27 protein-coding genes, 3 pseudogenes and 1 other annotated feature are annotated in these 25,179 nt (G+C 52.6%); of the genes and pseudogenes, 7 read left to right on the top strand and 23 right to left on the bottom strand.

Annotation, left to right across the window (positions count from 1 at the left end; genetic code table 11):
- Positions 1-7 precede the first annotated feature (7 nt).
- Positions 8-2,293, bottom strand: coding sequence for an ATP-binding protein (locus ACXAEW_RS04345; RefSeq protein ID WP_474940162.1), 2,286 nt, complete (start codon positions 2,291-2,293; stop codon positions 8-10).
- A 56-nt stretch (positions 2,294-2,349) separates the two neighbouring features.
- Positions 2,350-2,961: a bifunctional nicotinamidase/pyrazinamidase gene (gene pncA / locus ACXAEW_RS04350; RefSeq protein ID WP_474940163.1), complete on the bottom strand. Its 612-nt coding sequence runs from the start codon at positions 2,959-2,961 to the stop codon at positions 2,350-2,352.
- 192 nt (positions 2,962-3,153) lie between these two features.
- On the opposite strand from pncA, the gene trhO reads away from it, so the two are divergent.
- A complete protein-coding gene (trhO, locus tag ACXAEW_RS04355) occupies positions 3,154-4,065 on the top strand; it encodes an oxygen-dependent tRNA uridine(34) hydroxylase TrhO (RefSeq protein ID WP_474940164.1) in 912 nt (303 codons plus the stop codon).
- 55 nt (positions 4,066-4,120) lie between these two features.
- On the opposite strand, the gene ACXAEW_RS04360 is transcribed toward trhO, so the two are convergent.
- From ACXAEW_RS04360 to ACXAEW_RS04405, 10 genes are all read right to left on the bottom strand, one after another.
- On the bottom strand, positions 4,121-4,519 hold the full coding sequence (locus ACXAEW_RS04360) for a hypothetical protein (protein ID WP_474940165.1): 399 nt from the start codon (positions 4,517-4,519) through the stop codon (positions 4,121-4,123).
- A complete protein-coding gene (gene flhB / locus ACXAEW_RS04365) occupies positions 4,519-5,604 on the bottom strand; it encodes a flagellar type III secretion system protein FlhB (RefSeq protein ID WP_474940166.1) in 1,086 nt (361 codons plus the stop codon). Before flhB ends, ACXAEW_RS04360 begins: the two co-directional genes overlap by 1 nt.
- Positions 5,601-6,380, bottom strand: a complete 780-nt coding sequence (locus ACXAEW_RS04370) for a flagellar biosynthetic protein FliR (protein ID WP_474940167.1) — start codon at positions 6,378-6,380, stop codon at positions 5,601-5,603. Before ACXAEW_RS04370 ends, flhB begins: the two co-directional genes overlap by 4 nt.
- Positions 6,377-8,410 carry a flagellar biosynthesis protein FlhA gene (flhA, locus tag ACXAEW_RS04375; protein ID WP_474942989.1) on the bottom strand — a complete coding sequence of 678 codons (2,034 nt, stop codon included), beginning with the start codon at positions 8,408-8,410 and terminating at the stop codon, positions 6,377-6,379. The genes ACXAEW_RS04370 and flhA overlap by 4 nt, the downstream gene beginning before the upstream one ends.
- 72 nt (positions 8,411-8,482) lie before the next feature.
- Positions 8,483-9,244 carry a transglycosylase SLT domain-containing protein gene (locus ACXAEW_RS04380; RefSeq protein WP_474940168.1) on the bottom strand — a complete coding sequence of 254 codons (762 nt, stop codon included), beginning with the start codon at positions 9,242-9,244 and terminating at the stop codon, positions 8,483-8,485.
- A gap of 139 nt (positions 9,245-9,383) precedes the next feature.
- Positions 9,384-11,510, bottom strand: coding sequence for a hypothetical protein (locus tag ACXAEW_RS04385; RefSeq protein WP_474940169.1), 2,127 nt, complete (start codon positions 11,508-11,510; stop codon positions 9,384-9,386).
- Positions 11,511-11,824: 314 nt separating this feature from the next.
- Positions 11,825-12,694, bottom strand: coding sequence for a flagellar motor stator protein MotA (gene motA, locus ACXAEW_RS04390; protein ID WP_474940170.1), 870 nt, complete (start codon positions 12,692-12,694; stop codon positions 11,825-11,827).
- A gap of 77 nt (positions 12,695-12,771) precedes the next feature.
- Positions 12,772-13,374, bottom strand: a complete 603-nt coding sequence (locus ACXAEW_RS04395) for a MotE family protein (RefSeq protein WP_474940171.1) — start codon at positions 13,372-13,374, stop codon at positions 12,772-12,774.
- Positions 13,374-13,823 (bottom strand): hypothetical protein, encoded by a 450-nt coding sequence (locus ACXAEW_RS04400; RefSeq protein WP_474940172.1) that lies wholly within the window; start codon positions 13,821-13,823, stop codon positions 13,374-13,376. The genes ACXAEW_RS04395 and ACXAEW_RS04400 overlap by 1 nt, the downstream gene beginning before the upstream one ends.
- Positions 13,824-13,832: 9 nt before the next feature.
- Positions 13,833-14,363 (bottom strand): flagellar basal body-associated FliL family protein, encoded by a 531-nt coding sequence (locus tag ACXAEW_RS04405; protein WP_474940173.1) that lies wholly within the window; start codon positions 14,361-14,363, stop codon positions 13,833-13,835.
- Positions 14,364-14,465: 102 nt separating this feature from the next.
- Between ACXAEW_RS04405 and fliF the strand changes: the two genes are divergently transcribed.
- The 4 genes from fliF to fliP are packed head-to-tail and all read left to right on the top strand — an operon-like array spanning position 14,466 to position 17,791.
- Positions 14,466-16,163: a flagellar basal-body MS-ring/collar protein FliF gene (gene fliF, locus ACXAEW_RS04410; RefSeq protein ID WP_474940174.1), complete on the top strand. Its 1,698-nt coding sequence runs from the start codon at positions 14,466-14,468 to the stop codon at positions 16,161-16,163.
- A complete protein-coding gene (locus tag ACXAEW_RS04415) occupies positions 16,163-16,762 on the top strand; it encodes a FliH/SctL family protein (protein ID WP_474940175.1) in 600 nt (199 codons plus the stop codon). The genes fliF and ACXAEW_RS04415 overlap by 1 nt, the downstream gene beginning before the upstream one ends.
- Positions 16,755-17,051: a FliM/FliN family flagellar motor switch protein gene (locus ACXAEW_RS04420; protein ID WP_474940176.1), complete on the top strand. Its 297-nt coding sequence runs from the start codon at positions 16,755-16,757 to the stop codon at positions 17,049-17,051. The genes ACXAEW_RS04415 and ACXAEW_RS04420 overlap by 8 nt, the downstream gene beginning before the upstream one ends.
- Positions 17,048-17,791, top strand: a complete 744-nt coding sequence (fliP, locus tag ACXAEW_RS04425; RefSeq protein ID WP_474940177.1) for a flagellar type III secretion system pore protein FliP — start codon at positions 17,048-17,050, stop codon at positions 17,789-17,791. Before ACXAEW_RS04420 ends, fliP begins: the two co-directional genes overlap by 4 nt.
- A gap of 59 nt (positions 17,792-17,850) precedes the next feature.
- On the opposite strand, the pseudogene ACXAEW_RS04430 reads toward fliP, so the two are convergent.
- A pseudogene (locus ACXAEW_RS04430) lies at positions 17,851-17,994 on the bottom strand (integrase core domain-containing protein); the annotation flags it as partial.
- Between the two features lie 63 nt (positions 17,995-18,057).
- Positions 18,058-18,598 (bottom strand): annotated as a pseudogene (locus ACXAEW_RS04435) (integrase core domain-containing protein); the annotation flags it as partial.
- A gap of 102 nt (positions 18,599-18,700) precedes the next feature.
- On the opposite strand from ACXAEW_RS04435, the pseudogene ACXAEW_RS04440 reads away from it, so the two are divergent.
- Positions 18,701-18,894, top strand: a pseudogene (locus ACXAEW_RS04440) (IS3 family transposase); the annotation flags it as partial.
- Positions 18,805-18,899, top strand: a sequence feature (AL1L pseudoknot). It overlaps the preceding pseudogene by 90 nt.
- 206 nt (positions 18,900-19,105) lie before the next feature.
- Here ACXAEW_RS04440 and ACXAEW_RS04445 read toward each other — a convergent pair.
- The 9 genes from ACXAEW_RS04445 to ACXAEW_RS04485 are packed head-to-tail and all read right to left on the bottom strand — an operon-like array spanning position 19,106 to position 23,692.
- Positions 19,106-19,624, bottom strand: a complete 519-nt coding sequence (locus ACXAEW_RS04445) for a flagellar basal body-associated protein FliL (protein ID WP_474940178.1) — start codon at positions 19,622-19,624, stop codon at positions 19,106-19,108.
- A 9-nt stretch (positions 19,625-19,633) separates the two neighbouring features.
- The gene (gene flgH / locus ACXAEW_RS04450; protein WP_474942990.1) at positions 19,634-20,365 is read right to left on the bottom strand and encodes a flagellar basal body L-ring protein FlgH; all 732 of its coding nucleotides are present in this window, start codon (positions 20,363-20,365) and stop codon (positions 19,634-19,636) included.
- Between the two features lie 8 nt (positions 20,366-20,373).
- Positions 20,374-20,790 (bottom strand): flagellar basal body P-ring formation chaperone FlgA, encoded by a 417-nt coding sequence (gene flgA / locus ACXAEW_RS04455; RefSeq protein ID WP_474940179.1) that lies wholly within the window; start codon positions 20,788-20,790, stop codon positions 20,374-20,376.
- Positions 20,790-21,575: a flagellar basal-body rod protein FlgG gene (flgG, locus tag ACXAEW_RS04460; RefSeq protein ID WP_474940180.1), complete on the bottom strand. Its 786-nt coding sequence runs from the start codon at positions 21,573-21,575 to the stop codon at positions 20,790-20,792. The genes flgA and flgG overlap by 1 nt, the downstream gene beginning before the upstream one ends.
- Before the next feature lie 10 nt (positions 21,576-21,585).
- Entirely contained in the window at positions 21,586-22,302 is a 717-nt protein-coding gene (locus ACXAEW_RS04465) for a flagellar hook-basal body complex protein (protein ID WP_474940181.1), read from the bottom strand.
- Positions 22,302-22,574, bottom strand: coding sequence for a flagellar biosynthetic protein FliQ (locus tag ACXAEW_RS04470; protein WP_474940182.1), 273 nt, complete (start codon positions 22,572-22,574; stop codon positions 22,302-22,304). The genes ACXAEW_RS04465 and ACXAEW_RS04470 overlap by 1 nt, the downstream gene beginning before the upstream one ends.
- 4 nt (positions 22,575-22,578) lie before the next feature.
- Complete coding sequence (fliE, locus tag ACXAEW_RS04475) at positions 22,579-22,875, bottom strand: flagellar hook-basal body complex protein FliE (RefSeq protein ID WP_474940183.1); 297 nt, start codon at positions 22,873-22,875, stop codon at positions 22,579-22,581.
- A gap of 21 nt (positions 22,876-22,896) precedes the next feature.
- Positions 22,897-23,289, bottom strand: coding sequence for a flagellar basal body rod protein FlgC (flgC, locus tag ACXAEW_RS04480; RefSeq protein WP_474940184.1), 393 nt, complete (start codon positions 23,287-23,289; stop codon positions 22,897-22,899).
- A 13-nt stretch (positions 23,290-23,302) separates the two neighbouring features.
- Positions 23,303-23,692, bottom strand: coding sequence for a FlgB family protein (locus ACXAEW_RS04485; RefSeq protein WP_474942991.1), 390 nt, complete (start codon positions 23,690-23,692; stop codon positions 23,303-23,305).
- 88 nt (positions 23,693-23,780) lie between these two features.
- Between ACXAEW_RS04485 and ACXAEW_RS04490 the strand changes: the two genes are divergently transcribed.
- Positions 23,781-25,103, top strand: a complete 1,323-nt coding sequence (locus ACXAEW_RS04490; RefSeq protein WP_474940185.1) for a FliI/YscN family ATPase — start codon at positions 23,781-23,783, stop codon at positions 25,101-25,103.
- Positions 25,104-25,179 lie beyond the last annotated feature (76 nt).

Below are 25,179 nucleotides of genomic sequence, written 5' to 3' on the forward strand. Positions count from 1 at the left end.
CCTTTTTCTAGCTACTTAGAATAGCATCAGAGGAGGCGCAAAGCGAAACCGCAGGGCTTTCTGCATGCTTTGAGGAAATTGCGTCGATCAGGTTGTCCAAAAGCTGCTGTCGGCTCACTGGCTTTGACAGGAAATCATCCATGCCGGCTTCCAGACAGGCGGCCCGGTCATCATCAAAGGCGTTGGCTGTCAGCGCAACGATGTAGGGTTGCGCAATGGGTAAGTCCCGAATGGCACGGGTCGCTTCAAGGCCATTCACATTGGGCATTGAAAGATCCATAAGTATGATATCAGGTTCAAGTGCCTTAGCTCTCTCGATAGCTTGCTGGCCGTCCAAAGCAAATCCAAGCTTGGCCCCGCTGTCTTTTAGAAATTTCTGCACCAACAAGCGGTTGACCTGATTGTCTTCTGCCACAAGAATTCGCACACCTGTAAGGTCCTTCTTCTCGGAAACATCAATTGTTTTTTGCGCATCATTGTCTGCAGGCGCGCTCTTCAAGACCAAACGTGTTGTAAAACAAGACCCTTCTCCAGGACGGGAGAAAACGGTTATCTCCCCCCCCATTGCATGTGCAAGCCGCCGAGAAATGGTTAGTCCCAAACCCGTCCCGCCAAAGCGTCGGGAGATCGCCGCGTCAGCCTGGGAAAACCGTTCAAAAATGCGGTCCTGCATGTCAGGTTGAATACCGATCCCAGTATCTTCAACCGCAAAACACAGATGTGGTTCGGAGTGCAACCACTCACAGGTAACAACAATACGCACGCCGCCTTCGCTGGTGAACTTAATCGCATTTCCAACAACATTCGTCAGGATTTGCGTTATCCGCCGATCATCACCAAGCAGAAACTGAGGAACGTCTTCAGCGACGTCCAGCTCAAGAAATATGCCTTTGTCCTGCGCGAGCGGGGTCAAGAGCGCTACTGTCGCCTCAAAACACTTTCGAACCGAAAACCGCACCGGTGCCAGTGACACATCACGCGCGTCCATCTTCGACAGTTCAAGAACATCGTTGATAAGGGCCAAGAGAGAACTTGCTGATGTATGGATCGTTTCGGCAAAGTTCCTCTGCTCCGCATCTAGATTTGTTTGTTCCAAAAGTTGGGTCATTCCGATGACGCCATTCAAAGGTGTCCGGATTTCATGGCTCATTGTGGCAAGGAATTCTGCTTTCGTGCGCGCGCCTTCCTCTGCGGCCTCGCGCGCGCGCTCCAATTCATTCTCATGCTCTTTGGCAGAGGTAATATCGCGCTCTACTGCAATTATGGTTTCCAGCTCACCATGTGCATTCTGCATAGGAACCTGGCTTGTCTCCAGCCAAATTCGCTTACCATCCTTGCGACGGTTCAAAAGAACCGCCCTTACGTTTTCTCCCCGCAGAAGTTTAGCGTCTATTTCAGCTGTTATTGAGGTGTCAGTCTGATCACAGTCCAAAAGTTGCGAAGGCGTTTTTCCGATCGCCTCCTGCATATTATAACCGGTGATCCGTGTGAAACTTTCATTAACCCACGTTATTTTGAAATCACGGTTTATGATCATAACGCTGTCGCTGGCGTTTTTTGCAACCAATGCCAGACGGCGCGACTCCAACTGCTGTGCATACATTTGTGCATATGCATTACGTAATTCGCGTTGCTGCGTGGCCTGTTTCAATTCCATCCGGCGTCTGCGGTCGTGTCGGGAAATGACCAGCCTGCCGATCCAAATGGCGATCAATGTGAAAACGAGGGCGCCACCGATATCGAGTTCGTGCACCATTGGGTCGACACCATCCGCCGGACCACCGATGACCAAGATCCCGAGCGGTACAAGAAAGTAAATCGACGCCCGCAATGACACTGCCAATGGGTTCAACGGCACAAACATAAGATAGGCAAGCCCCGTCCCCATAAGGAGGTAAATGGTGAATATCGGTTCCCAATGGCCATGATCGTGCATCATTTCAAAGGTGCACAGATAGGTCGGTAAGCTCGCAGACGCCGCAAAGAGAACGGTGTCAAACATACTGGTCGTCAAACCGACCAACCGTGCTCTTTTGGGGTCAATGTCATCAATAGGCGTAAGGACCAGTCGCCGCATAAAAAACGTTTCAACCAGATCGCCGATCAGAACGAGAAAAAAACAGCTAACGGCAATTGCTGGGGAAGCCATGAAGGCAACAAAAACGCACCACCCCAACGCAAACAGCAAGCGTGTCCTTAGGTGGTCTACCTTATGACCCGCATAACGTTGCAGCAGACCAACGGCGCTATACCGTTTGTCGTGTTTTGCTACCGGACAGGTCGCTTCCGACATTCTGGGCGTCTCCCCTGTGAGACAAACGTTTGGTTAAAGTTTCTATCCATTAATCGTTACTTTTTCGTAGGTTGCCCAATCAGGTTGGCGCCATGCTCCTGTAAGGTCTTCAAAGCGGCCTTCAATGACCCCTCAATATCGATGCCGCGACAGGCCTTCAGGTCTACAGTCACATCGAATCCCAGTGTAGCCGCGTCTTGCGCTGAATAAGAGACACAAAAGTCCGTTGCCAATCCGACCAATGTCAAAGCGCTCACCCCTCTTTCGCGAAGGTAGCCATTGAGCCCTGTCGAAGTGGTTCTGTCATTTTCGAAAAACGCGGAATAGCTGTCGATATCGGAACGAAACCCTTTGCGGATAATCAGATCTCCACTGGTTATTAAGTCAGGGTGAAACTCCGCTCCTCTGGTTCCTTGAACACAGTGATCCGGCCATAAAACTTGTGTACCATATAAGAGCTCCACAGTTTCATAGGGTTTCTTCCCTGCATGCTCGCTTGCAAAGGAACTATGCCCTGCGGGGTGCCAATCTTGGGTCAAGACCACAGTGTCAAATTTCGGAAGCATTTTGTTGATAACAGGTATGATTTCATCCCCATTTGGCACAGCCAAAGCGCCGCCCGGGCAAAAATCATTCTGCACATCAATAATGATCAGAGCTGTGGTCATGATCTGCACTCCCATAACCTAAAATTTTCATCAAACCTGCCCCAATAGAGGCTATGCTCGCAGGCCCTCGTCACGCAACACAAATAGTACATTTACGATATGTAAATTTGAGAACACATATTCACCACATACAACGTCCAAACAGTGTTTGAAGTGCTTGAATTGCGCGTCACAGCGATTTAATGGCGGGACATGTACACAATTGCTGCTCTCTACCACTTCACCCGATTTGAAGACCCGGCTGCCATAAAGCCAGCTTTGCTTGATCTGTGCGTCGCGCAGGATGTCAAAGGCTCGCTTCTTTTGGCAAAGGAAGGGATCAACGGAACCATTGCAGGTCCGCGCGTCGGCATTGATGCGGTTCTGAACCACATCAAAAAATTGCCCGGATGTTCTGATCTTGAGTGGAAAGAAGCCACAAGCGATCATCCGCCATTTGGCAAGATGAAAGTACGGCTGAAGAAAGAGATCGTCACAATGGGGCAACCCGATGTCGACCCTCGGGCACGTGTCGGAAATTATGTGGAACCGCGGGATTGGAACGATCTCATCCGTCAGGACGATGTCGTGGTGATCGACACGCGCAATGATTACGAAGTTGCAATTGGGACCTTTGAAGGTGCTGTTGACCCAAAGACCGTGAGTTTTGGTGAGTTCCCCGCTTGGTGGGAAGAGAACCAAGATCGGTTCCATAACAAACGTGTGGCTATGTTCTGTACCGGTGGTATTCGGTGCGAAAAGTCAACAAATTACCTGTTGGGTCAGGGAGTGAAAGATGTCTACCATCTGAAAGGTGGCATCCTGCGCTATCTGGAAGAGATGCCTGCCGAAGACAGCACCTGGCAGGGCGAGTGTTTTGTGTTCGACAACCGCGTTTCAGTTGGCCACGGGTTGGAGGAAGGGCCGCACCTGCTTTGCCACGGCTGTCGCCGCCCGATATTGCCAGAGGACATGAAGCGCCCAGAGTTTGAGCTCGGCGTATCTTGCCATCAGTGCGCCCATGAGACGTCCGAAGCGGATAAAGCCCGGTTCCGGGAGCGGCAAAAGCAGATTCATTTGGCACGTGAGCGCGGTGACAAGACTTACGCAGGCAACCCTTTGTAAGATCCAAGCGTCCGGCCTAAGCCGAATGAATTTGGGATTTAAGTGAGAATTGCCTCTACAACTTCAATAGCTGTGCAAGTTGTCGCGCGGCACGGTCCGCTTTTCTCTGTTTGGCAACATCGTCCGCCATTGTCTCAACGGCCAGCTTTCGTCCAAAGGTTTTGCGTAGACGCTCCATGGCCATAAGCTTTTTTGCCGTTGCTTGGGCCAACTCCACATTCAATTGGCGGCGTGTACGATTATGCCACCCCTGCCACAGAAGATCCGCGCCCAACGACTTCATCGCCAGATTATCTTCTGACTGCTCCCGTGCCTGCTGAACCTGACGGTCAAGTTTGGCAAGCTGTGTCCTGATCCCTGTCTCGGCGTCCAAAATCGGTTTCAGACGAGCATGCTCCATAAAATATTGCGCTTCGGCGACGCTTTTCATCTGTTGCAACATTTTTTGCTTCATCAGATACGTCCCTTCGCTTTTTCACGCATAGCGTCGGCAAACCGAATGGCTGCTGCCACTGGTGCATAGTGCTCTTCGTGGATCTCTTCACCAATCTCAACTGTCGCATAGAGAGCACGCGCAGTTGGTGGGTCGCTATGAATTGGGATAGCGTGTTCCTGAGCTTTTTCGCGAATGGCGGCGGCCACTTCATCTACGCCTTTTGCAATACAAGAGGGCGCGGACCCTTGCTCGCGTGTCCATTTCAGAACAACTGCATAGTGGGTCGGGTTCACAATCACAACGTCACCATCCGGGACAACTGCAATCATCTGGCTCAGGGCAATTTCCTGACCACGCTGACGACGTTGACCTTTGAAGTGCGGATCCCCTTCCGAGTTCTTTTGTTCGTCCATGACCTCCTTGCGCGACATCATGTTTTTCCGTTTGAATTCGGCATGTTGAAAAGCGGCATCCAAAATTCCGATTGACGTAGCAATTAGGAGTGCAAACACAAGACATTGCACGACGAGATCTGCAATAAGCATAACGACTGAATGCGATCCGGTTGCCGCAGCAGCAATCATCTCGGGCATTCGATGAGACAAATAGGCCCCCAGACCAATGGAATAGATCAGGAGTTTGAAAAAGCTCTTTGCAAACTCAAAAAGCGCTGCCCGGCCAAATTTGTTCTTGGCATTTTTGATAATATCGATTCTGGAAAGCTTGGGTTCAATTCGTTTGGGAGCTACGACAAAAGCCTTTTGTCCAACGATCGATAGCAAAACCAAGAATGAAGGCACCGCAAACCAAGGCAGTATGGATAACATGGTCGACTGCATCAAACCAGCGCTAGGAGCGGAAGCCGAACCCTTGAAAAACATGTCGGCCATCCGCTCAGGCTGATCCAGAAATGCCATGAGAATCGAGCCGAGTTCTTCAATCGGCTCGCCCCCCGCAGCATAAAACGCAATTGCGAGCCCCATATAGGCTGCCGCTACGGACAAGTCGGTTGACTTGGCAACCTCACCATTCTCGCGCGCCTTCTTCAGTTTCTCCGGTGTCGGGTCGAATGACTTTTCTGAATCGTCGTCCTGACCGCTCATTGGAAGCCTCCCGTCGGATCATTGAAGAAGCCAAAAAATACCTCGCCCCAATGCATCAAGATCATGGGGCTACCGACCATCAGAATAAACAGGCCACCAAAGGTGATGGCCGGTGCACCGACCATAGCGACCATAAGCTGGGGCATCGCCCGACTGATAAAACCAAGGGTTACATTATAAACAACAGAGGTAATCAAGAATGGCGCAGCAAGCGCAAATGACAATGAAAAACTGTGCGAAACACGCTGAACAATCCAACGGGATAACTCAGCAGCCGGTGGGAAGTCGCCAACCGGAAACAACTGATACGACTGGATCATGAACTCCGCGACTTTAATATGAAGCCCCATCAGAACGGCCAAAGCGGTCCCTGCAAACACCCAGAATCCGCCAATTGCCGGCATAGGCTCTGCGCCAAGGCCACCAAACGCCTGGGCAAGCGACGTGCTTTGAGCAGCGATAGACCCTGCCGTCTGGAGTGTCAGAACGAAGAGGCGCACAGTAAACCCCAATGCGAGTCCGACGAGAGCTTCGCTGACAGACAGGCTCGCATAGATCAAAACCGTATCTGGCGCCGGTTGAACGGGCACGAGGGGCGAAACGATCAGTGTGAACACGATACCTATCGCCAATTTCACATGTGTTGGTACGAAAGTCTCACCAATACCGGGCAGAATGGCAACCATGGCACCCAAACGCAGGAACACAATTGCCGCATGCCAGAAACCTGCGCCCAGCAGGTTCACCAGGTCCGCTGACATAAAGTCCAAAATCATGCCGGAACCAAACCAACCAGTGAGGGCTGCGCTTCGAGACCAATTTCCTCAAAAGACAGAACCGGATTCGACACGCCACGAGATTTGAGAATGGTCTTCAGATATCGACGACGCCGGGTAGAAGTCACCACTGCCGCGTTGATCCCTTGCTCTGTCACTTGAAGAAGCCGATCGTTCAGACCATCTGCAAGACGGTTGAACTGATCAGGCGGCAATGCAATATCCAGACCGGACCCTTGCGTATCCACTTGGTAGGTTGAGAAAATATCCTCCCACTCCGGTGCAAGCTGCACCAGTGGAATCGTTCCGTCATCCCGTTTAATCTCTGCAACAAGCTGGAAGCCAAGACGCTGCCGGACGTGCTCACAAATCGCTTCGGGCAGCGTTGTATGGGCGCGGGCTTCGGCAATTGCTTCTAGGATCAGGGGCATGTTGCGAATTGAAACACGTTCTTCCAGCAACAAGCGCAATACCGCGTGCAAAGAGTCCATTGGAACCTTATCTGGCACCAGTTCGTCCAAAAGCTTGCGGTTCGCCTCTGCTCTAAATGCGTCGCTCAGCTCTGTCATTTCGTTGAGCAAACGGCGCAGCGATTTCAAGGTGAGCAAGCGGGGGAAATTGAGCTTAATCACTTCAAGCAGGTGAGTCGCCAATATTTCTGCCGGGGCAACCACTGTTGCCCCCATCATGCTGGCCTGCTCTCGGTAAGCATCAGATACCCAGCGCGCTGGTGCACCATAGACAGGCTCCGTCACATCTGCGCCTGGCGGCAATGCTTCATGCTGATCCGGCATCAAAGCGAGAACCATGTCCGGGTGGAGAATGCCACGCGCCTGCTCCACTCCCTGAACTTTGATAACGTATGTTCCACTTTCAAGTTCGGACTGGTCACTCAATCGAATTTCGGGAAGGATCAGACCAAAGGAAGTGGCCACATGTGTTCGCATATTGGCAATCCGCGCATCCAGACCAGTGCCCGCATCCAGGACCATGCTTACAAGATCAGGCGCAAACTCCAAATGAAGGTCATCCAGATCAAGCACATCCCCCAACGGCCGCGCCTCAGGTGCCTTTGACGTCTCTTCAACTTGTTCGTCTACGGCTGCTTCTTCTTCTTCCGCAATTTTTTTGAACAATCGGTAAGCTGCATAACCAAGGCCCCCGGATCCGATCATAAAAGGAACAAAGGGAAGGCCTGGCACAAACGCAAAAAGTGCCATCAAGACGGCGACTGTCGCCAAAGCTGCCGGGTGACTGGAAAACTGCGACAGCAGTGCGTTGTCAGTAGCACCGGTTGCACCGCCACGCGCCAATAGCAAGGCAGCCGCAATGGAGATGATGACGGATGGGATCTGCGATACGAGCCCATCTCCAACTGTCAGGATGGCGTATGTCTGAAACGCATCCGACACGTTCATATCATGGACTATAACGCCCATAATCAGGCCAACAACCAGGTTCAAGATCGTGATTAACAGGCCTGCGACCGCATCGCCCTTTACGAACTTTGAAGCGCCATCCAAGGAACCAAAGAAGGTCGTTTCTTTTTGTTCCAGCTCCCGGCGTTGCTTGGCCGTTTCATGGTCGATCGCACCCGCGCTCATATCGGCATCAATCGACAACTGCTTACCAGGCATACCATCCAGCGCAAAACGCGCGCCAACTTCCGCCATACGCGCCGCGCCTTTCGTGATCACCATGAAGTTCACGATCAGTAGAACCCCAAAGACCACAAGCCCCAAGAAGACACTGCCACTCATGACAAATTGGGCGAACCCTTGGATAACATTACCGGCAGCATCTGTCCCGGTGTGGCCCTGTCCGATGATCAGTTTCGTAGAAGAAACGTTAAGCGACAAGCGCAGCATCAGCGATGCAAGCAAGATGGTAGGAAAAGACGAAAAGTCGATTGGCCGCTCGATAAACAGCGTAATCGTAAAAATCAAAATCGCCAGAGCAAAAGACGCCGCGAGTCCCACGTCCAAGACCCAGGCTGGCACCGGGAGGATCATCATGACAATAATCGCCATCAGAGCGATTGCCAGCAGGACTGTTGGGCTGAAAACCTGTTTTATTGAGATATTAGGCACGTGTCAGCTCTTTCAATTCAAAGGGATAAGGGCGCGAGAGGCCGCGCCTTCGATCGGCATCAGTGATCCCAGACGAACGGAACCATGGGTAACCAGAGGAGCCGGTTTATGCAGGGCAACCAAGGGCAGCGGCGCACCAAAAACGGCACGCTGTCGCTGCTGTCTCGGAAGAGAGGCAACAGTCTGCACCGGTCCCAAATTGGATCGGATGCGATCAAAACGTGCTGCATATTTCGTGGCAAAACCTGGTGTGCGCGAATGAAATGCACCGGCAGCCTTGGACCAGTCACCGAATTCCCCATAAAGCTCCATCAGGAACCGAGCGGCGTATTGCGCATTTACGATCGGATCAAACATCTGATCGATCGATTCAAATGCATGCCCATGCCACCGATAATTTATCTGGAAGCATCCAACATCAAAACTGCGTGCACCTCTTTTGAAATGGGTATCTACATAGCGACGCGCTTCGTCCTGGGTGTCGAACCATTTTCCGGTCCCTTCCATGTTCACGGTCCAGGGCCAGGGTTGCAGGCCACTTTTCCCACCCCGTCCAGTTTCCGTGCGGGTTATGGCCCGCAAAACATCCAATGGAATCCCTTGATCACGAGAAGCCTGCTGCGCGGCAAGATCGCAGATACCTGCAATGGAAGGGTTACCAGTTGCAGAAGCCGGTAGAGTACCAGCGCCATAGGCCAGCGCCATACAAAACAGGGCACGACGATAACGGCGCCACAGATTAACACTCGAAAAGCGTATCTTGAAAAACGGCATTCTGCCCAATCCAGTTAAGGTTTCACCCTGTCCTGAAAATAGGCCGTGATCATTTACAAACCGTTACAAATGCAAAGCGCAGCGGTTAGGAAAAACTCCGCTACGCCCATGTATACAATTGATTTTTCTCGGGAGGGGGTTATTGATCGGAAGTCGCGCCGACTCGAGATAATAATTCTTCGATTCTATCCCGCGTGCCTTGGCTGGTTTCCATCAAAGCGCGTGCTTCCGCCAAGGGCGGCATCCCTTGGGGATCGCGCGAGACGCGGCCAATTTCAGTTGTGACCGACGCCACTTCGCCAAAGCGCGCTTCATTGGCGCCGTCGATCCCGCTAATCGCTTGATAGTTTTCCGACAACCAGAAGCCACGGGCCGCTTCTTCAGTTTCTTTTTCTTCCAGAAGCACCTGGCTTGCCTGATTGTAATTACCCTCAAGCCAATAAGCGCGAGCGCGCAATTGGTTCGCTGTCGAGCCCTCTAGGCCTTCCAGCTCTTCAAGCGCAACATTCGGCTTGTTCAGAGCCACAGCAGCTTCGGCCAGCATTAATCTACGGTCATCAGTAGGCTCATCCAATGCATCTTTTTTCATCAAAGACTCTGCGTGGCTGGCAAACCCCAAATCCAAAAGACGACGCGCCATTGTATCTGCGACAGGAATCGCCTCGGCTGCAGTCGCTACTTCACTAAATGTCAGACTATAATGGAGAAACGTCACATCACTGGCGCGTTCGGTCAGCAAATTCAGAAGAGGCTCAAGCGCGGTGACCTTTGCAACAGGGCCATCCTGATTGCTAAGGCGCTCAAGTTCACGAAACGCTTCTTCAAAACGGCCCTCCAATGCCAAAGATGTCACTTCAGCACGACGCAGTTCCCCTCCCAGATCAGTGTCCCGATTCTCCAACTCATACGAGCCAATTAATTCGGGAATATCAGGAGACAAAGCTCGCCTCTCCTTGTAGTGCAAGTCAATCAAGTCGATCAGTGCGCGCGGAGTATTCACCGAACGCTCGGCAACCTCTTCGACCAGCTCTTCAACAACAGTGTCTGAATCGCCATCCAGCTGAGCCAAAGCGGCTTCTGCAAGATTGATTTCTGGCACATGATCGACGCCCGTACGTTCCACAGAGCGCAAAGCGGCTTCCGCCATATGCTTTTCGCCAAGCTGCGAGAACAATGTGGAAATACGTGGTCCCAAGTGGACACGCAGATGAACCGGCAACATCGCATAGGCTTGTTGAATAGAATCTGTATTGGCGTTCTTTTGGATCTCCCCTTCTGCGAGAGCAGACCAGAATGCCGAATTCCCCTCACAAACCTGTTGTCCAGAGAAGGCATTGTTGATCGGTAGGGGATGACCGTCGAGGACATCGGCCATAGTTTCCAATACCTCAAGATTGTCCGGTCGACCGGGACCCTCCGGCAGAAGAGAAAGCGTAGCGCGCGCCTCAGCACCAAAGCCGAAATACAGATAGGTCTTTGCGAGTGCGACGATCTTATCTTCATCCAGCTTGTCGAATTCCTTCACCATACCATTACGCAGCTCGGAAATCTGTGTCGCGAAGGGCTTGTCGTTGCCCCATTTGTGCACAGCGACTTCCATGTCCGCAAAACACAGCTGGTCGGTTGTCTTCTCATCGCTTTGATGGGCAAACAAACCCGTTTCACGATCAATCGCAGTGGTAACAGAAATATGGTCCAGGGGATTGAGAGGCCTGTCACTGGAGCCAAGCGGATCGACACTCGAATTCCCACTGCCACGCTCGACTTCCGTCACCATAAGATCGAGCAGACCTTGGTTGGTAGCGCGCCCAATTTGCTGCAACAATCGGCGCTCAGATTCATTCACAACTGCCGTGCGTGCCGCTTCCTCCATATCTAACAGGTCTGAATCGGCAACCAACCCGCTTTCACGTGCAAGGTTTTCTGGCACAGGTTGTGCGGGAGACGGAGTGTCCGTAACAACCGGTAGCTCCAAAGGCGGTGAGGTCTGCTGCTCAGTAACAAGAGCTTCAGATTCCGGACGCTGTTCTGGTTTTGAGGGCCGGAACAGAGTGTCCTCTGTTTCCAGGGCAGATTTCAAATTCATCGCAAAGCGAGACGCTGCTATGTCGCCATCCGAAATTGAAAACCTATAGCCGCTCGTTGGGGGAGAAACTGGAAGAAGCGGTAACACTGATGAATCCGGAATATATTCCGGTGCTTCTATTTCTTTTGGTCTTGTCCCTGCATCGCCGCGCACATCGATCACAAGGTAGCCGTTGCTCATGACTTGGGACCTCAGCTGGCAATCGCATGCCAGCTCAAGTTTAAGTGGTTGACCGGGGCCAACCTGAGACAGCGATCTTAGTCTTGTCCGTGGGATCAGTCCAAAAACCTGCGATGTGTCATAGACAACATCGGGGGCGTCGATATTCAATACGCCGCTTTTCCCATTCTGGGTCAGCGACCAGTCGGCCCCATCCGGAAGCCGCATGACCAGGCGAGAAAACCCATCATGCTCTCCGGAACGGGCCACAATCGTTTCTGCATGAACAGCTTGGGCCGCCACAACACAGAAAACAACTGAAAGAGCGCGCCAATTCATGCTGCGTCCTGTTTCACCGATTTAAGGGCTTCTTCCAACTCTGAAAAACCGGGCCGGAAATGGGAAGGCGTGTTCTGACGCCCAACTTCGATACAAATGGCGGCTGCGTGGTTGTGCAGGTTGGCCACCAGAACTTCGCGGATCAACTGATAAAAGTGACCATCTTCTTCGACCACAGCCTTCACCTTGCCTGCGAAAGGCCCAAAGAAACCGTAGGCTAGGAAAACCCCCAGGAACGTACCCACAAGCGCGCCACCGATCATTTTACCGAGAACTTCGGGCGGCTGGTCAATTGATGCCATTGTTTTGATAACACCGAGAACCGCAGCAACAATACCTAGCGCAGGAAGGCCATCCGCCACCGCCTGCAGAGCATGGCTGGAGTGCAGCGCGTGGTGCATATTCGCTTCAATACGTTTCTCCAGAACCTCCTCCACCTGATGCGGGTCATCATAGTTCATTGACGCAGAGCGCATAGTGTCCGAAATCAGATTCACCGCTTCCTTATCAGCCAGGATTTTTGGATACCTGTTGAAAATTGAAGAGTTTTCCGGGTCTTCAATATGTTGCTCTACTTCCACCGGGTTTGCCTTTTGGATTCTGATAAGCGCAAACAGCAGACACAGAAGATCCCGGTAATCGTCCGGCTTCCATTTGGGTCCTTTGAAAACTTTACCAAGGTCTTTGAGGGTGTGTTTAACACCCCCCATATCATTGCTGATGAGAAATGCACCGACGGCTGCGCCACCGATCATCATCATTTCGAATGGCAGCGATTTGATGATGATTCCCATCTTACCGCCCGCCGCGAGGTATCCCCCGAACACCATCACAAAAATGGTGGCAATACCTACAATGCCGATCATAGGTTCACTCCATAAGTTCGTGTCATCAACAAGTTAGACCGAGTCACCTTAACAAAGGCTGACCGAAAGTGCCCAAGTTACTCCTTGGGCACGGAACCATTGCGACCTGCGAGGACAACGCTGATGGTATAGGCCGCTTCCGGGCTCAAACCTGCCATAATCCCCGCCGCCGCTTCCGGTCGCATCCGTGCAAGGAAACCAGCGGCAAAAGTAGGATCCATTTCTTCGAACAAAGCAGCCGATTCCTTGGGCTTCATTTGTTCATATACGGATGTCAGGCGATCGACGTCTTGTTCCGTTGCGCCATCCGCAAGGGCCACAGTTTCGCGGAGCTTTTCTTCTGCAGCCTCAAGAGCAGCAAGCTTCTGGTCGATTGCTTTGTTGGCGATCTCCAGTGCTTTCATCCGGTCTTGAACTTCCGCTTCACGCTTCGCAAGCATCTCTTCACGCTGCTTGAAGGCTTTCAGCATTGCTTCCATTTCAGCGGAGGATGGCAACGATTGCTTGGCCATCGCACCATGCGTATCGTCTTTGCTTTCATCCTTGCCCATACCGGCAACCTCGCGCGCGATTGCAGGCCCAGCTTCAAGCCCAATCCGAATAACGGCCGAACCAACAAGCAAAAAAGCCAACGCAAAGAGAGCGCCCGATTTGGCTTTTGACTTAACCGACTTTGCCATTATGCCACCTGACTACGGTTGTGCCGCACGAACATGAGACCTGCTGGTTTGGCCTCTTCTTGTTCTGGCTGCACCTCTGGCTCAGCCTGTGCTCCAGCATTATAAGCCGTGGCGAGCGCGTCTGTTTCTTCGTTTGGCTGCGGCGCAGCTGCCTCAGCCTGACCACTTGGAAGATCATGCATAGAGGCCATCATCAGTTCCAGCCGTTGCGCGACGCCTTCAGCGCGAGCGGTCAGCTGCTTAAGCTCCTGGCTTGAATTGTTGGAAATGGCCTGCGCCTCTTTCAGAGATTTATTCAAATCATCAACCTGAGAGGACAATACGGCGACTGCGCCGCCCACACCTTTTTCCAAGCTGTTGAATTTTTTCAACCGACGCGACAAAACAAAACAATAAAATCCTGCTCCAAGCGCACCAGCGGCCATAAGGATATCAGCGATAAGATCCATCCTGTCCTCCTAGTTTAATACGAAATCCATTATCAGCAGATCTCGCACCCGACCTTGGCCAGTTGCGATATTGATCCGCCGCAGCATCTGCGAGCGTAGCTTTGGAAGAGCCATGGGATCGGTCAGATCCTCAATTTCCAAAGCCCTTAGGTAGCTGTTGAGGACATCGACAACCCGTGGAAGGACTTTTTCAACTTCAGCCTGATGTTCCAAGCTGACTTCAAGTTGAGCGCGGAACCTCAAATGATTTAGACCGCTCGCCTTTCGCAGAGAGATCACAATCGGTTCCATATCGATAAAGGCAAGATTAGCGATTTCTTCCGCCGACTCACCCGTGTCCACGCCTTCTGGCGCCTCTTTGGCCATATGCGATTCTTCTGAATGCGCATCGTCACTTTGACCAAAGGGAAGAAGGCCTGACTGAACGGCGAAAAAACCGCCGCCCGCTCCCGCAAGTCCAAGAACAACCCCGATAATCAAGGGCAGTTTGCTCTTCTTCGCAGGTGCTTCATCTTCTGTATCAGCTACAGCGTCTGTCATGGCTATCCCTAAAACGTCGTGTGCCTCTTCATAACCCTTCAGGAACTAACCGAATGTTAAGGCCGATCAGGGAAAAGGAAGTACGCCGGACAGAAAGCCGGTATGACGGAGGTTATTGTGCAGCAGATCAAGAATGTCTGGGCAGGATTGGAGACAAAGCAACGTCTGATTGCCGTGGGTGCCACGGTTTTCATGTTTGTTGCCGTGTTTGCGATGTCGCAAATGGCGAGTCGGCCAACCATGCAACTGCTTTATGCAGGTCTCGAAAGTGGAACCGCAGGCGAAGTGGTAAGCGCGCTGGATCAGCGCGGCGTAGAATATGAAGTGCGCGGTGGATCAATTTATGTTCCGTCGAGCAACCGTGACGAGTTACGGATGATGCTGGCCAGCGAAGGCCTGCCAGCAAACGGTGGAAAAGGCTATGAGCTGCTAGATAATCTTAGCGGTTTTGGCACCACGTCCCAGATGTTTGACGCCGCATATTGGCGTGCAAAAGAGGGCGAGCTTGCCCGTACGATCGTTGCGAGCCCCCATATTGCTCAGGCTAGGGTACATATTGCCAATACTGGCACCAACCCATTCCAAAGAACAATCGAACCGACCGCGTCAGTTTCGATTTCGCCGATGGGGGGAAATATTACACCCGCTCAGGCCAATGCGATTCGGTTTCTCGTTTCATCTGCGGTGACAGGCTTGGCCGTGGAGAACGTGGCCGTCATTGATGCAAATGGCACACTTGTTGGTACACCAGAAGCGGCAGCAGCAGCGGGTGCCGGAAATGATGATCGTTCCCAATCGGTAAAAGAACGCGTGATGCGCCTGGTTGAAGCACGGGTTGGCAAAGGAAACGCGGTTGTCGAAGTGAGTGTCGAGACAATCACTGACACCGAATCGATCCGCCAGAAACGTGTTGATCCGGAAAGCAGAGTTGCCGTCAGTACAGACATTGAAGAACGCGCAGACTCTTCTACAAACCAATCCGGTGAGGTGACTGTCGCATCAAATATTCCAGACGGTGATGCTTCATCTGGTGAGGGTTCCAAGGCCAATACCAGCGCCACTCGTGAACGAATCAACTATGAGATTTCCGAAACCGAGACCGAGATCCTCCGTGGACCTGGCGCCATAAAACGCCTGACGGTTGCTGTTCTTGTCAACGGCACCACAAGCACAAACGCCGCTGGAGATGAGGTCTTTCAAGCCCGTCCTGCCGAAGAATTGGAAGCTCTTCATGAATTGATTGCTGCTGCGGTTGGATTTGATGCAGATCGCGGTGACGTGATCACGCTGAAGTCCATGCAGATGCCCACCATTGAACCTCAGGGCACTGCAGCGAGTTCTTCGTTCTTTGACAATATCTATATCGACGCGATGTCACTTATCCAGATTGCGGCCCTTGCTGTTGTAACACTGGTTCTGGGCCTTTTTGTTGTGCGGCCAATCTTATCGTCCAGTGGAGCAGGCGCAGCTGCGGCCCTGCCAAGCCCGGATATGGGTGACAACGATAGCTTTGGCGACCTGCCCGAGCTTCCCGCGCTCAGCGGTGGCGGAAACTTCATGGCCAACCCTAACTTGGGTGCAGGAATCGCATTGGATGGTGAAATCCAGGACTCAGAGACCGGTCAATTCGATTCGCTAGGTGAACTTGGCGGTCTTGGCGGCGGCTTGCCGGTCCTTGGATCCGGGGGCGGCGATGGAGGAGATCCAGTCGACCGCCTGCGTTCCATGATCGGAGAACGCCAAGAAGAAACCGTTCAAATTCTCCGCGGATGGCTTGAAGAGAAAGAGGAGAGAGCCTGATGACTATTGCACATCTCTTGGAAGACTTTGGTTTCAACTCTCGTGCTGAGCCTGCAGCAATCGCCGTATCAGAAGAGGTGCTCGAAGAAACCCGCGCTGAATCTTTTGAAACGGGGTACAGCGCAGGTTGGGAGGATGCCGTTACGGCCAAGGATCAAGAAGTCACCAAGATTTCAGCGACACTGGCAACCTCTTTGCAAGACCTGAACTTCACTTACACTGAAGCGCAAAGCCAGCTTATAGAATCTCTGGATCCTATGTTCAAAGTTCTCACAAGTGCCGTGTTGCCGGATGCCATGGCCGCGTCTTTTGGCCATCATATGGTCGAGCAGCTTACGGAGATGGCCAAGGATCAAACGGATCAGGGTATGGCCATCGTCGTTTCCGCCGGAGAAGGCGCATCGGTTCGTGCCCTTTTGGGTGAGAACTTCTCTGTCCCGGTCACCGTCAAAGAAGACCAAATGTTAGAGCCTGGCCAGGCATATTTACGCGTCGGCGAAGTCGAACGTGAATTGAACAGCGCGGCGCTACTGGAGTCGGTTCGCGATTCCATAGACGCCTTCACCTATCACTTCAAAGAGGACAGCCTTTATGGATGACGCATCTGACCAAAACTTCAAAGCGGCCGATGCCGGGAATCCCTTCGTTTCTGTTCCAGTGGAGGTTGTGGTTTCCGTAGGAAAAGCGCGCCCGCTGATCCGGGACTTAGTAAATCTGGGTGAAAACGCAATCCTCACTTTAGACAAACGCGTCGAGGACCCCGTTGACCTTTATGTCGGTGACCGACTTGTCGCCCGTGGACAACTAGAAGAACTGGAAGGCGATCAGGCGGGTCAGCTCGCCGTACGTCTAACGGAAATTGCGGATTTGCAAAGCGGGCTGGGATGACACGAAATATACTGGTAGGCATGGCCTTGGCGGGATTGGCTGTTCTGGCCTTCCCAGGTCATGCTGCGGCTCAAGAATTGAGTCTTTCGCTTGCAGATGGGCAATCCATTTCCGCTCGCTCTGTACAGCTTATAATTTTGATCACAGTGCTCAGCATCGCGCCGGGTATCCTGATGATGATCACAAGCTTTCCCTTTATGGTGACGGTTCTGTCGATTCTGCGTCAAGGTATCGGTCTTCAACAAGCACCGCCGAGTATGCTGATCATCAGTCTGGCCTTGTTTCTCACTTACTTTGTAATGGAACCTGTGTTCCAAGAAGCATGGGAGGTGGGGATAAACCCTTTGCTTGAAGAGCGCATGGAACTGTTACCCGCTTTGACAAGCAGCCTTGAGCCGTTCAAAGCCTTCATGGCAGCACGGCTTGATCCGGACACCTTCTATTCGATTGCAGACCTTCGGCCCGAAACTGCTGGCATAGATCCGAGTGCAGAAGCTCCGATCTCCGTTTTGATCCCAAGCTTCCTGCTGTCTGAGATCTCTCGCGCATTTCAAATTGGCTTCCTAATTTTCCTTCCCTTCCTGATCATAGATATGGTTGTCTCAGCCGTGCTTATGTCGATGGGGATGATGATGGTTCCCCCTGCTGTGGTTTCTCTTCCATTCAAGCTTGCGTTCTTTGTCGTCGCCGATGGGTGGAGCATGATTGCCGGAGCACTGGTTCGAAGCTACGCACCTTGACAGTAACAGATAGGCTACACGGTAATCCCCCCATTTTTAACGGGGCTCAGCCGTAGAAATCACGCGGCTGCTTTCAGTTTCATAGCGGGAGTGATCCCGCCGATGGCCATGTTGGGCCGGTCGTTGTTGTAAGTCCAGAGCCATCTTGTGGCCTGGCCCTGTGCTTCCTCTATCGTTTCAAAGGTGTTTTGATCCAGCCATTCGAGTGACCTGAGCCCCGAGTTTCCTCCATCTCACGGAGAGTCCTTGGTTTTGGCCTGATTGCCTTACGCGGCCAGTTTGTCTATGTTGATTTTCTCTGCAAATTCCATCGGTGTCAGGTTGCCCAACGCCGAATATAGTCTTTGATGGTTGTAATCCTCCGGCCATGCTTCCAGCGTTTCACGGGCCTAGGCCAGTGAGCTGAAGAGCGTTTCATTCAGGCATTCGTCCCGCAGCTTGCCGTTGAAACTTTCGATGAATGCGTTCTGAGTTGGTTTTCACGGTGCGATGTAATGCCAGCCGATCCCGGCTTCCTGAACCCACCGCAAGATGGCCATGCTGGTGAACTCGGCTCCGTTGTCAGACACGATCGTGCGCGGTGCGCGGCGCGCGCCGCTCTGCAATCCGTCGGTCCAGTTCTCGCGCGACCCGCAAGCCCGACAGCGATGTATCGACCACCAGCGCCAGGTTCTCTCGCGTGTGATCATCCACCACGGTCAGGATACGGAAGCGGCGACCATCGGTCAGCACAACAGATACGAAATCCAGGCTCCAACGCTGGTTCGGGCTATCCGGCACAACCAGCGGCCTTCGCGTGCCCAGAGCATGCGTAATTGGGCTGCCCTCTATTCTGAGGTCGAGCTCCCGATAGGATCACAGGATATCTGTGAACAAGGGAGATAGAAGATGGAATACTTTTCTGGAATAGCCGAGCGTGATGGCGTGACGACGGCCGAACGTGATCGCATCAAGGAACTTGAACGCGAGAACCGGCAGTTGCGTCAGGCAAATGAGAACCTCAAAAAGGCATCTGCGTATTTTGCACAGGCGGAGCTCGACCGCCCATTCCGCAAATGATTGCCTTTATCAAGGACAACAGAGCGCTGCACGGGGTCGAACCGCCTCGCATTTGAAATCTTCACTGTGTTTGGGGGCCATATCCGGTCTCCTTGATGGCGAGCATTGATCGAAGAAAACCGGAACGGAAGGGAGGCAAGTCCACGTCCAGTCCAAAGAGGACCAGAACCGGAACAGGGCTAACCTATAAACGCGGACTCCAAGGGGAGCAGAACAGACCACAAAAGAGGGTAACAACCCAACTCCGATATTTGCTCAAACGTCCTGGCGTGAAATTTCAACGATCAAAACATCGTTGATACCTGCACCCAGTTGCTTTTGCGCAGCCTCGCGAAGGGCCGTGCGAAGCGGGTCGAGCATATCAGAGCGCGTGAACGCTCCTCTAAACCCGCCCATATTTGCGTGATCGAACAAAACCTGCAGAAAAACATCGCGTAATTTTGGTTCATAGGCATGCACTATCTCGTTCATTCCGATGTCCGTCTCTAGGGACAACGAAACAACCACAAGCGACGAAAGCTCCTCGTGCTCCACAACCGGCACAACAAATTGGTTCTGGATCTTAATGTACTCGTAGATCGGCTCTGCTTCAGGATCCATCTTGGCCATTTCCTTGGCGTGATCCTCTTTTTCTTCTTTTTGCATGCCTTCTTCTTCGGCATGTCCTTCCATCTCAGCTTTTTCTTCGGGAGCAGGTTTCAGCATGATACCTGCACCAATTCCGCCGGCAGTTCCAACGGCCAACAAAATGACTGGGAGTAATTTGGCAATCATGTTGTGTCCTTAGAAGGGAAGCACGACGTCCAGCAATTGCTGGCCGTAACGTGGTTGTTGAACATCTGTAATTTGGCCTCGCCCGCCGTAGGAGACACGCGCCGAGGCAATTTTGTCGTAGGTGATTTCATTTTGGCGGCTGATATCCTCGGGGCGGACATAACCTGAGACAAGCAATTCGCGAATTTCGAAGTTCACACGCAGTTCCTGCGATCCATTAATGGCCAGAACACCGTTGGGAAGAACGTCTACAATTGTAGCTGCGACTCGAAGTTCCAGTTTTTCGCTACGCTTCACTGAACCAGACCCTCCGGAGGAGGAATTTGAGCTCAAATCGACGGCGTCAGAAAGGCTTGCACCATCTGGAAGGTGGCGGTCCAAGCGCTGCGGGATACCCAAGAGTTGCGGCACGCCAAGGCTTTCGGAGCCATTGCGCGAGCGTTGCGTATCATTGGAGATCTCAGCCTCTTCGTCGATTTCGATTACAACCGTGAGGATATCCCCACGTTTAACGGCTCGACGGTCCCCAAGAAGGGACTGGCGCTCGCCGCTCCATAGGGATGCGTGATCAACTGCGCGCTGCGGTCGGTTTTCTTGCGGAAGACCTTCCCACAACATGGCCACATGTTCCGGCGTCTCATTTGCAGGGGAAAAGGACGGGGGTTTCCCAAGGTGGTCCATCCGCGCACATGCGCCAGTCAGAACGACACCAATCAGTGCGACTTTGGAAACAACTGACATGGTTTTCATTAGTGTACCTCAATGGATCCATCGGCACGAACCCGGCCGGAAATGGTGGTGCGCGATGAAAGGTTCATCACACGAATGGCTTCGCCTTCTGCACCACGTCCCAATGCTCTGCCTTCTGTGGCAATGGTCAAAGTTCCGTTTCGGAAGATCAAAGTGACTAGATCGTTGCGCTCAATAATTGCAGGCGGACCAAAATCACCGCGGCGAATGGGGCGTCCAACATAAAGGGCCACGCGCGCCTCTTGTCCGACCAATTCGTCCAAGGCTGCGACCGCGCCTGGAACATCCACCTGTTTGACCATCAAATCGCTTGGCGCGATGATTTCTTTGGGGCGAATATTGCGCACAGGCACAAGTACCTCGGCAACCGCGGCCTGGGCCAGAATTGTGATCAAAAAGGCGAAGACAAGTCTCATTAGCGCACCTGTGTTGTTGCACCCATCATCTGGTCCACGGCAGAAATAACCTTGGCGTTCATTTCATATCCACGTTGCGCAGCGATCAATTCGGTTACTTCACGGATTGCATCAACAGAGCTGGCTTCAAGGTAACCCTGGCGCAAAGTTCCAAGACCATCTTCGCCAGCTGTTGAAACATTTGCGCCTCCAGAGGCTTCTGTTTCAACAAACAGGTTGCCGCCGATTGCTTCCAACCCTTTGGGGTTGGTGAAGTTGGCAAGGCTGAGTTGACCAAGAAGCTGTCCTTCGGCGGTATCATTGAAATAGGCAAAGACCTCACCTTCGGGGTTTATCGAAATGCTCTTTGCATCGTCTGGAATGGTGATTTCTGGTGAAACTGCAAATCCATCTGATGTGACAATCAAGCCTTCAGCATCGCGTTTCAGAGAACCATCGCGAGTATATGCAGATTGTCCAGACGGCAGTGTGACCTCAAGAAAGCCTTTTCCGTCAATCGCAACGTCCAAGTCGTTGTTTGTATTGGTCAGCGCACCTTGCTCGAGATGAATTGATATTGCCGCAGGGCGAACCCCCAAGCCGACCTGCACACCGGTGGGAAGCACAGTTCCGTCTGAGGCATTCACAGTGCCGGCCCGCGAAACTTGCTGATAATGCAAGTCGGCAAATTCGGCACGACGCGCATTATAGGCGGTCGTGTTCATATTTGAGAGGTTGTTTGAGATGGTTTCAACACGCAGCTGTTGCGCAGTCATCCCGGTGGCAGCGATTTTGAGAGCCCGCATTGTCCGTCTCCTATCGTTTGATCAGTTTGTCGATGGCATCGCGTACGCGGCGATCTTCCGTTTCCAAGAAGCTCTGCCCCATTTCGTAGGCGCGCTGAATTTCAATCATTCTCGTGATTTGATCGATCGCATTTACATTTGAACCTTCAAGAAAACCCTGATGCACACGTGCATCCAAGCTCTCTTCGATTTCCCCATCGACGCGGAACATTACACCGTCTTCGCGGACCATTGGGCTATCTTCACCGGGGACAAACAGACCGATTTGCCCCAAGGGGCGACCATCCGCGCTTAACGTGCCGTCCTGGCCGAAGTTTATGGATTGCGCGTCTCCAGGGATAAAGACCGGTGCGCGCCCCGCGTCCAAAACACGAAGACCGTCGGCGGTTACCAAGTCTCCAGCAGCATTTGTGGAAAATGCGCCTGATCGGGTCAAACGTTCCCCCTGTGGGGTCTCGACCATAAAAAACGCCTCACCTTCGATCGCAAGGTCGAAGGTGCCACCCGTCTGTGTCAAAGCCCCCTGTGCCATCGACGTGTTGCGAATGTTTGCGCGCGACATGGAGATAGATTCTGTCCCGGGAGAGGAGGCAACAAACTCGGAAAAAATCAGCCCTTCCTGACGGTAACCGGTGGTTGCGGAGTTGGCGATGTTGTTGGCAACCACGCGCATTTCCCGGACGAGCCCGGTTTGACGGGACAATGTCGTGTAACTTGCTGAATCCATTACAGACCCCCAATAATTAGCGGAACCAAATGCCCATCAAAGAACGCCACAAGTGATTGCGTCATGAAGCCCATTGTCGCCCAAAAAACGAGAAGGATTGCTGCGAGTTTGGGGACGAAGGTGAGCGTCATTTCCTGGATTGATGTCAGGGCCTGAAACAGGCCAATGACGATGCCCACAATCAGCGCAACCGCCAATAGAGGCGTCGACATAGCAATTGCAGTCAATACAGCTTGACGCAGGGTGTCAAAGAAGAGCCCGTCATTCATCATGGCGTTAAACCGGCATCCGCATGATTTCTTGGTACGCCTCGACCACTTTGTTCCGGACGGTCACGGCGGTTTCAACCGCCAGCTCCGTTTGTGCCAAAGCCTGCACAAGGGTGTGCGGATCGGTCGAACCAGTCATAGCCTGAACCGACAATTGTTCAGAGGTCTGCAACGTTGTTGCAAAGTCTTCAAAATTTGCCTTCAGGTGGTCCTGAATACCGCCTCCAACATGGTTGGGGTCAGCTTTTGTAGCAGGACGGGCGGCGGCGTATCCGCTTGTTGCGGATAGTGATCGAATATCCATTCTGGATCTCCTAATTCAAATTTAGTTGCGTAACAGGTCCATCAAAGCAGACGACATGCTTCGTGTTTGGTCGAACATTTTCAGGTTAGCTTCGTAACTGCGCTGCGCTTCGCGCGCGTCGGCAATCTCAATCATCAGGTCGACGTTCGACCCATCGTAGTGCCCGGACTCATCTGATAGCGGATGTGACGGATCATAAATTTTCTGCAGATCGGAACGATCAAGGATCACGCGCCCAACACGGACTTCTTCAGTGTTGGTGTTGAGATTGCGCACAGCCTCAAACGGCACTGACTTACGCCGATAGCCAGGCGTGTCCGCGTTGGAAATATTCTCAGCAACATGGCGGAGACGGTTGGCTTGTGCTTTCAATCCACTTGAGGAAACAGAAAGAGAATTTGCAAAATCACTCATGGTTTAGGCCCCCTCAGTTGGTGCGAATGCTGGCACGCAGCACATTCATGGAGGAACGATAGATGGCCAGCGCACGGTCATGTTGGCGCTTCACCTCGACACTTTTCAGAATCTCGTCTTCGATCGAAACTGAGTTCCCATTTGGATCAGAGCCCGTGTCATCGGAGGAAATGGCCCACTCCATTGCCGTACCTTGACCGTTGAGATGGGAAGAGCGTGTTGAAATCATGTCTCCGGACTGCGCACCACGCCGGGCATAAACCTCTTTAAAAGGTTTGATATCCTTTGCGTGGTAGTCAGGAGTGTTGGCGTTGGCGATATTTTGTGCAACCAACGCTTGGCGGGTCCCGGCATGGGACGCCATCGAGTATGCAATTTTAAAGACGTTCAGATCTGCGAACACCGGGGCTTCTCCCTCGATCAATTTCAATCAAGGCTTAACCCCGATTCCTTTAGAAATTGTTTTCAGAGGTACTTTGGAGAACCCGAACATGATCCCTGCGCTAAAAGCTCTGACTGAGGAACTGGCATCGAAGAAATTGTCGACGACCGTCGGGCGTGTGTCCGGCGTATCGGACGGCCTGATAAAAGTCACTGGTTTGGCGCACTTAGCTAGAATTGGCGATCGAGCCGAGCTGCGACGAGGTCCCAATGACGAGCTAATGGGCGAGGTCATGAAAATTGATGAAGACGAGATTTTCATGCTGCCTGACACGACACCCGACCGGATTCGAATCGGGGATCCGGTTCTGCTCAAAACCACGCCTGTTTTTGCCCCTGATGATAAATGGATCGGTCGTGTCATTGACCCGTTTGGCCAACCACTGGACGGACGGCCGTTGCTTCGTGGAGAGATTTCGCGCGATTTGATGCAAGCTCCGCCAAAAGCAGCGGCGCGGCGCGGGTTAGGTAAACGCCTATCAACTGGCTTTGCGGTGATGAATACGCTTTTACCCGTGGTCAAGGGTCAGCGTATCGGCCTGTTTGCAGGCTCCGGCGTCGGGAAGTCCACACTGCTGGCCAAACTGGCTCAAAACATGGAAGCCGATGTGGTTGTCATGGCGCTGATCGGCGAACGAGGTCGCGAGGTAAACCATTTTGTAAAAGAGGTTTTGGGCAAGGAAGGCATGCGCCGTGCGGTTGTGGTCGCGGCAACGTCTGATCAGTCAGCTCTGGTGCGTCGCCGTTGTGCTTGGGCGGCAATGAGTGTGGCAGAGCATTTCCGTGATCAAGGAAAGCATGTCTTACTGTTGGCAGACTCAGTTACCCGTTTTGCAGAGGCTCACAGGGAGATTTCTGCGGCAGCAGGTGAAGCACCGGCCCTGCGCGGTTTTCCTCCCTCAGTGACGCCCCTGATTACTGGCATGTGCGAACGTTCGGGACCTGGAGAAGGCGAACAGGGCGACATTACAGCTGTCTACAGTGTTCTTGTCGCTGGTTCTGATATGGATGAACCCATCGCTGACATTTTGCGTGGGGTATTGGATGGGCACATCGTCTTGAACCGCGAAATTGCAGAGCGCGGGCGTTTCCCGGCTATCGATGTGTCCCGCTCTGTTTCACGAAGCCTGCCGGCTGCGGCTACGCCAGAAGAGAACGAGCAGATCCTTCAGGTCCGCAAATTTTTAGGCGCATATGAGCAGTCCGAAGTCATGATTCGTGCGGGCCTCTATTCCGAAGGAAATGACCTTGTTCTGGATCAGGCCGTAAAACTTTGGCCAGAGCTGGATTCTTTCTTTGGTAAGGAGGAGGCCGGAAAAGCCGAAGATAGTTTTGCGCGCCTCGGTCTGATGCTCCGCCGCTCCGGAAGGTAACCCGCCGACACTCCTTTGGGTAATCCCCCCTGATCTTAAGGGAATGCGGAAGTAGAATTTTCTCAGCAGGATGAAC

This window comes from Epibacterium sp. ABZ3_068 (genome assembly GCF_056159265.1).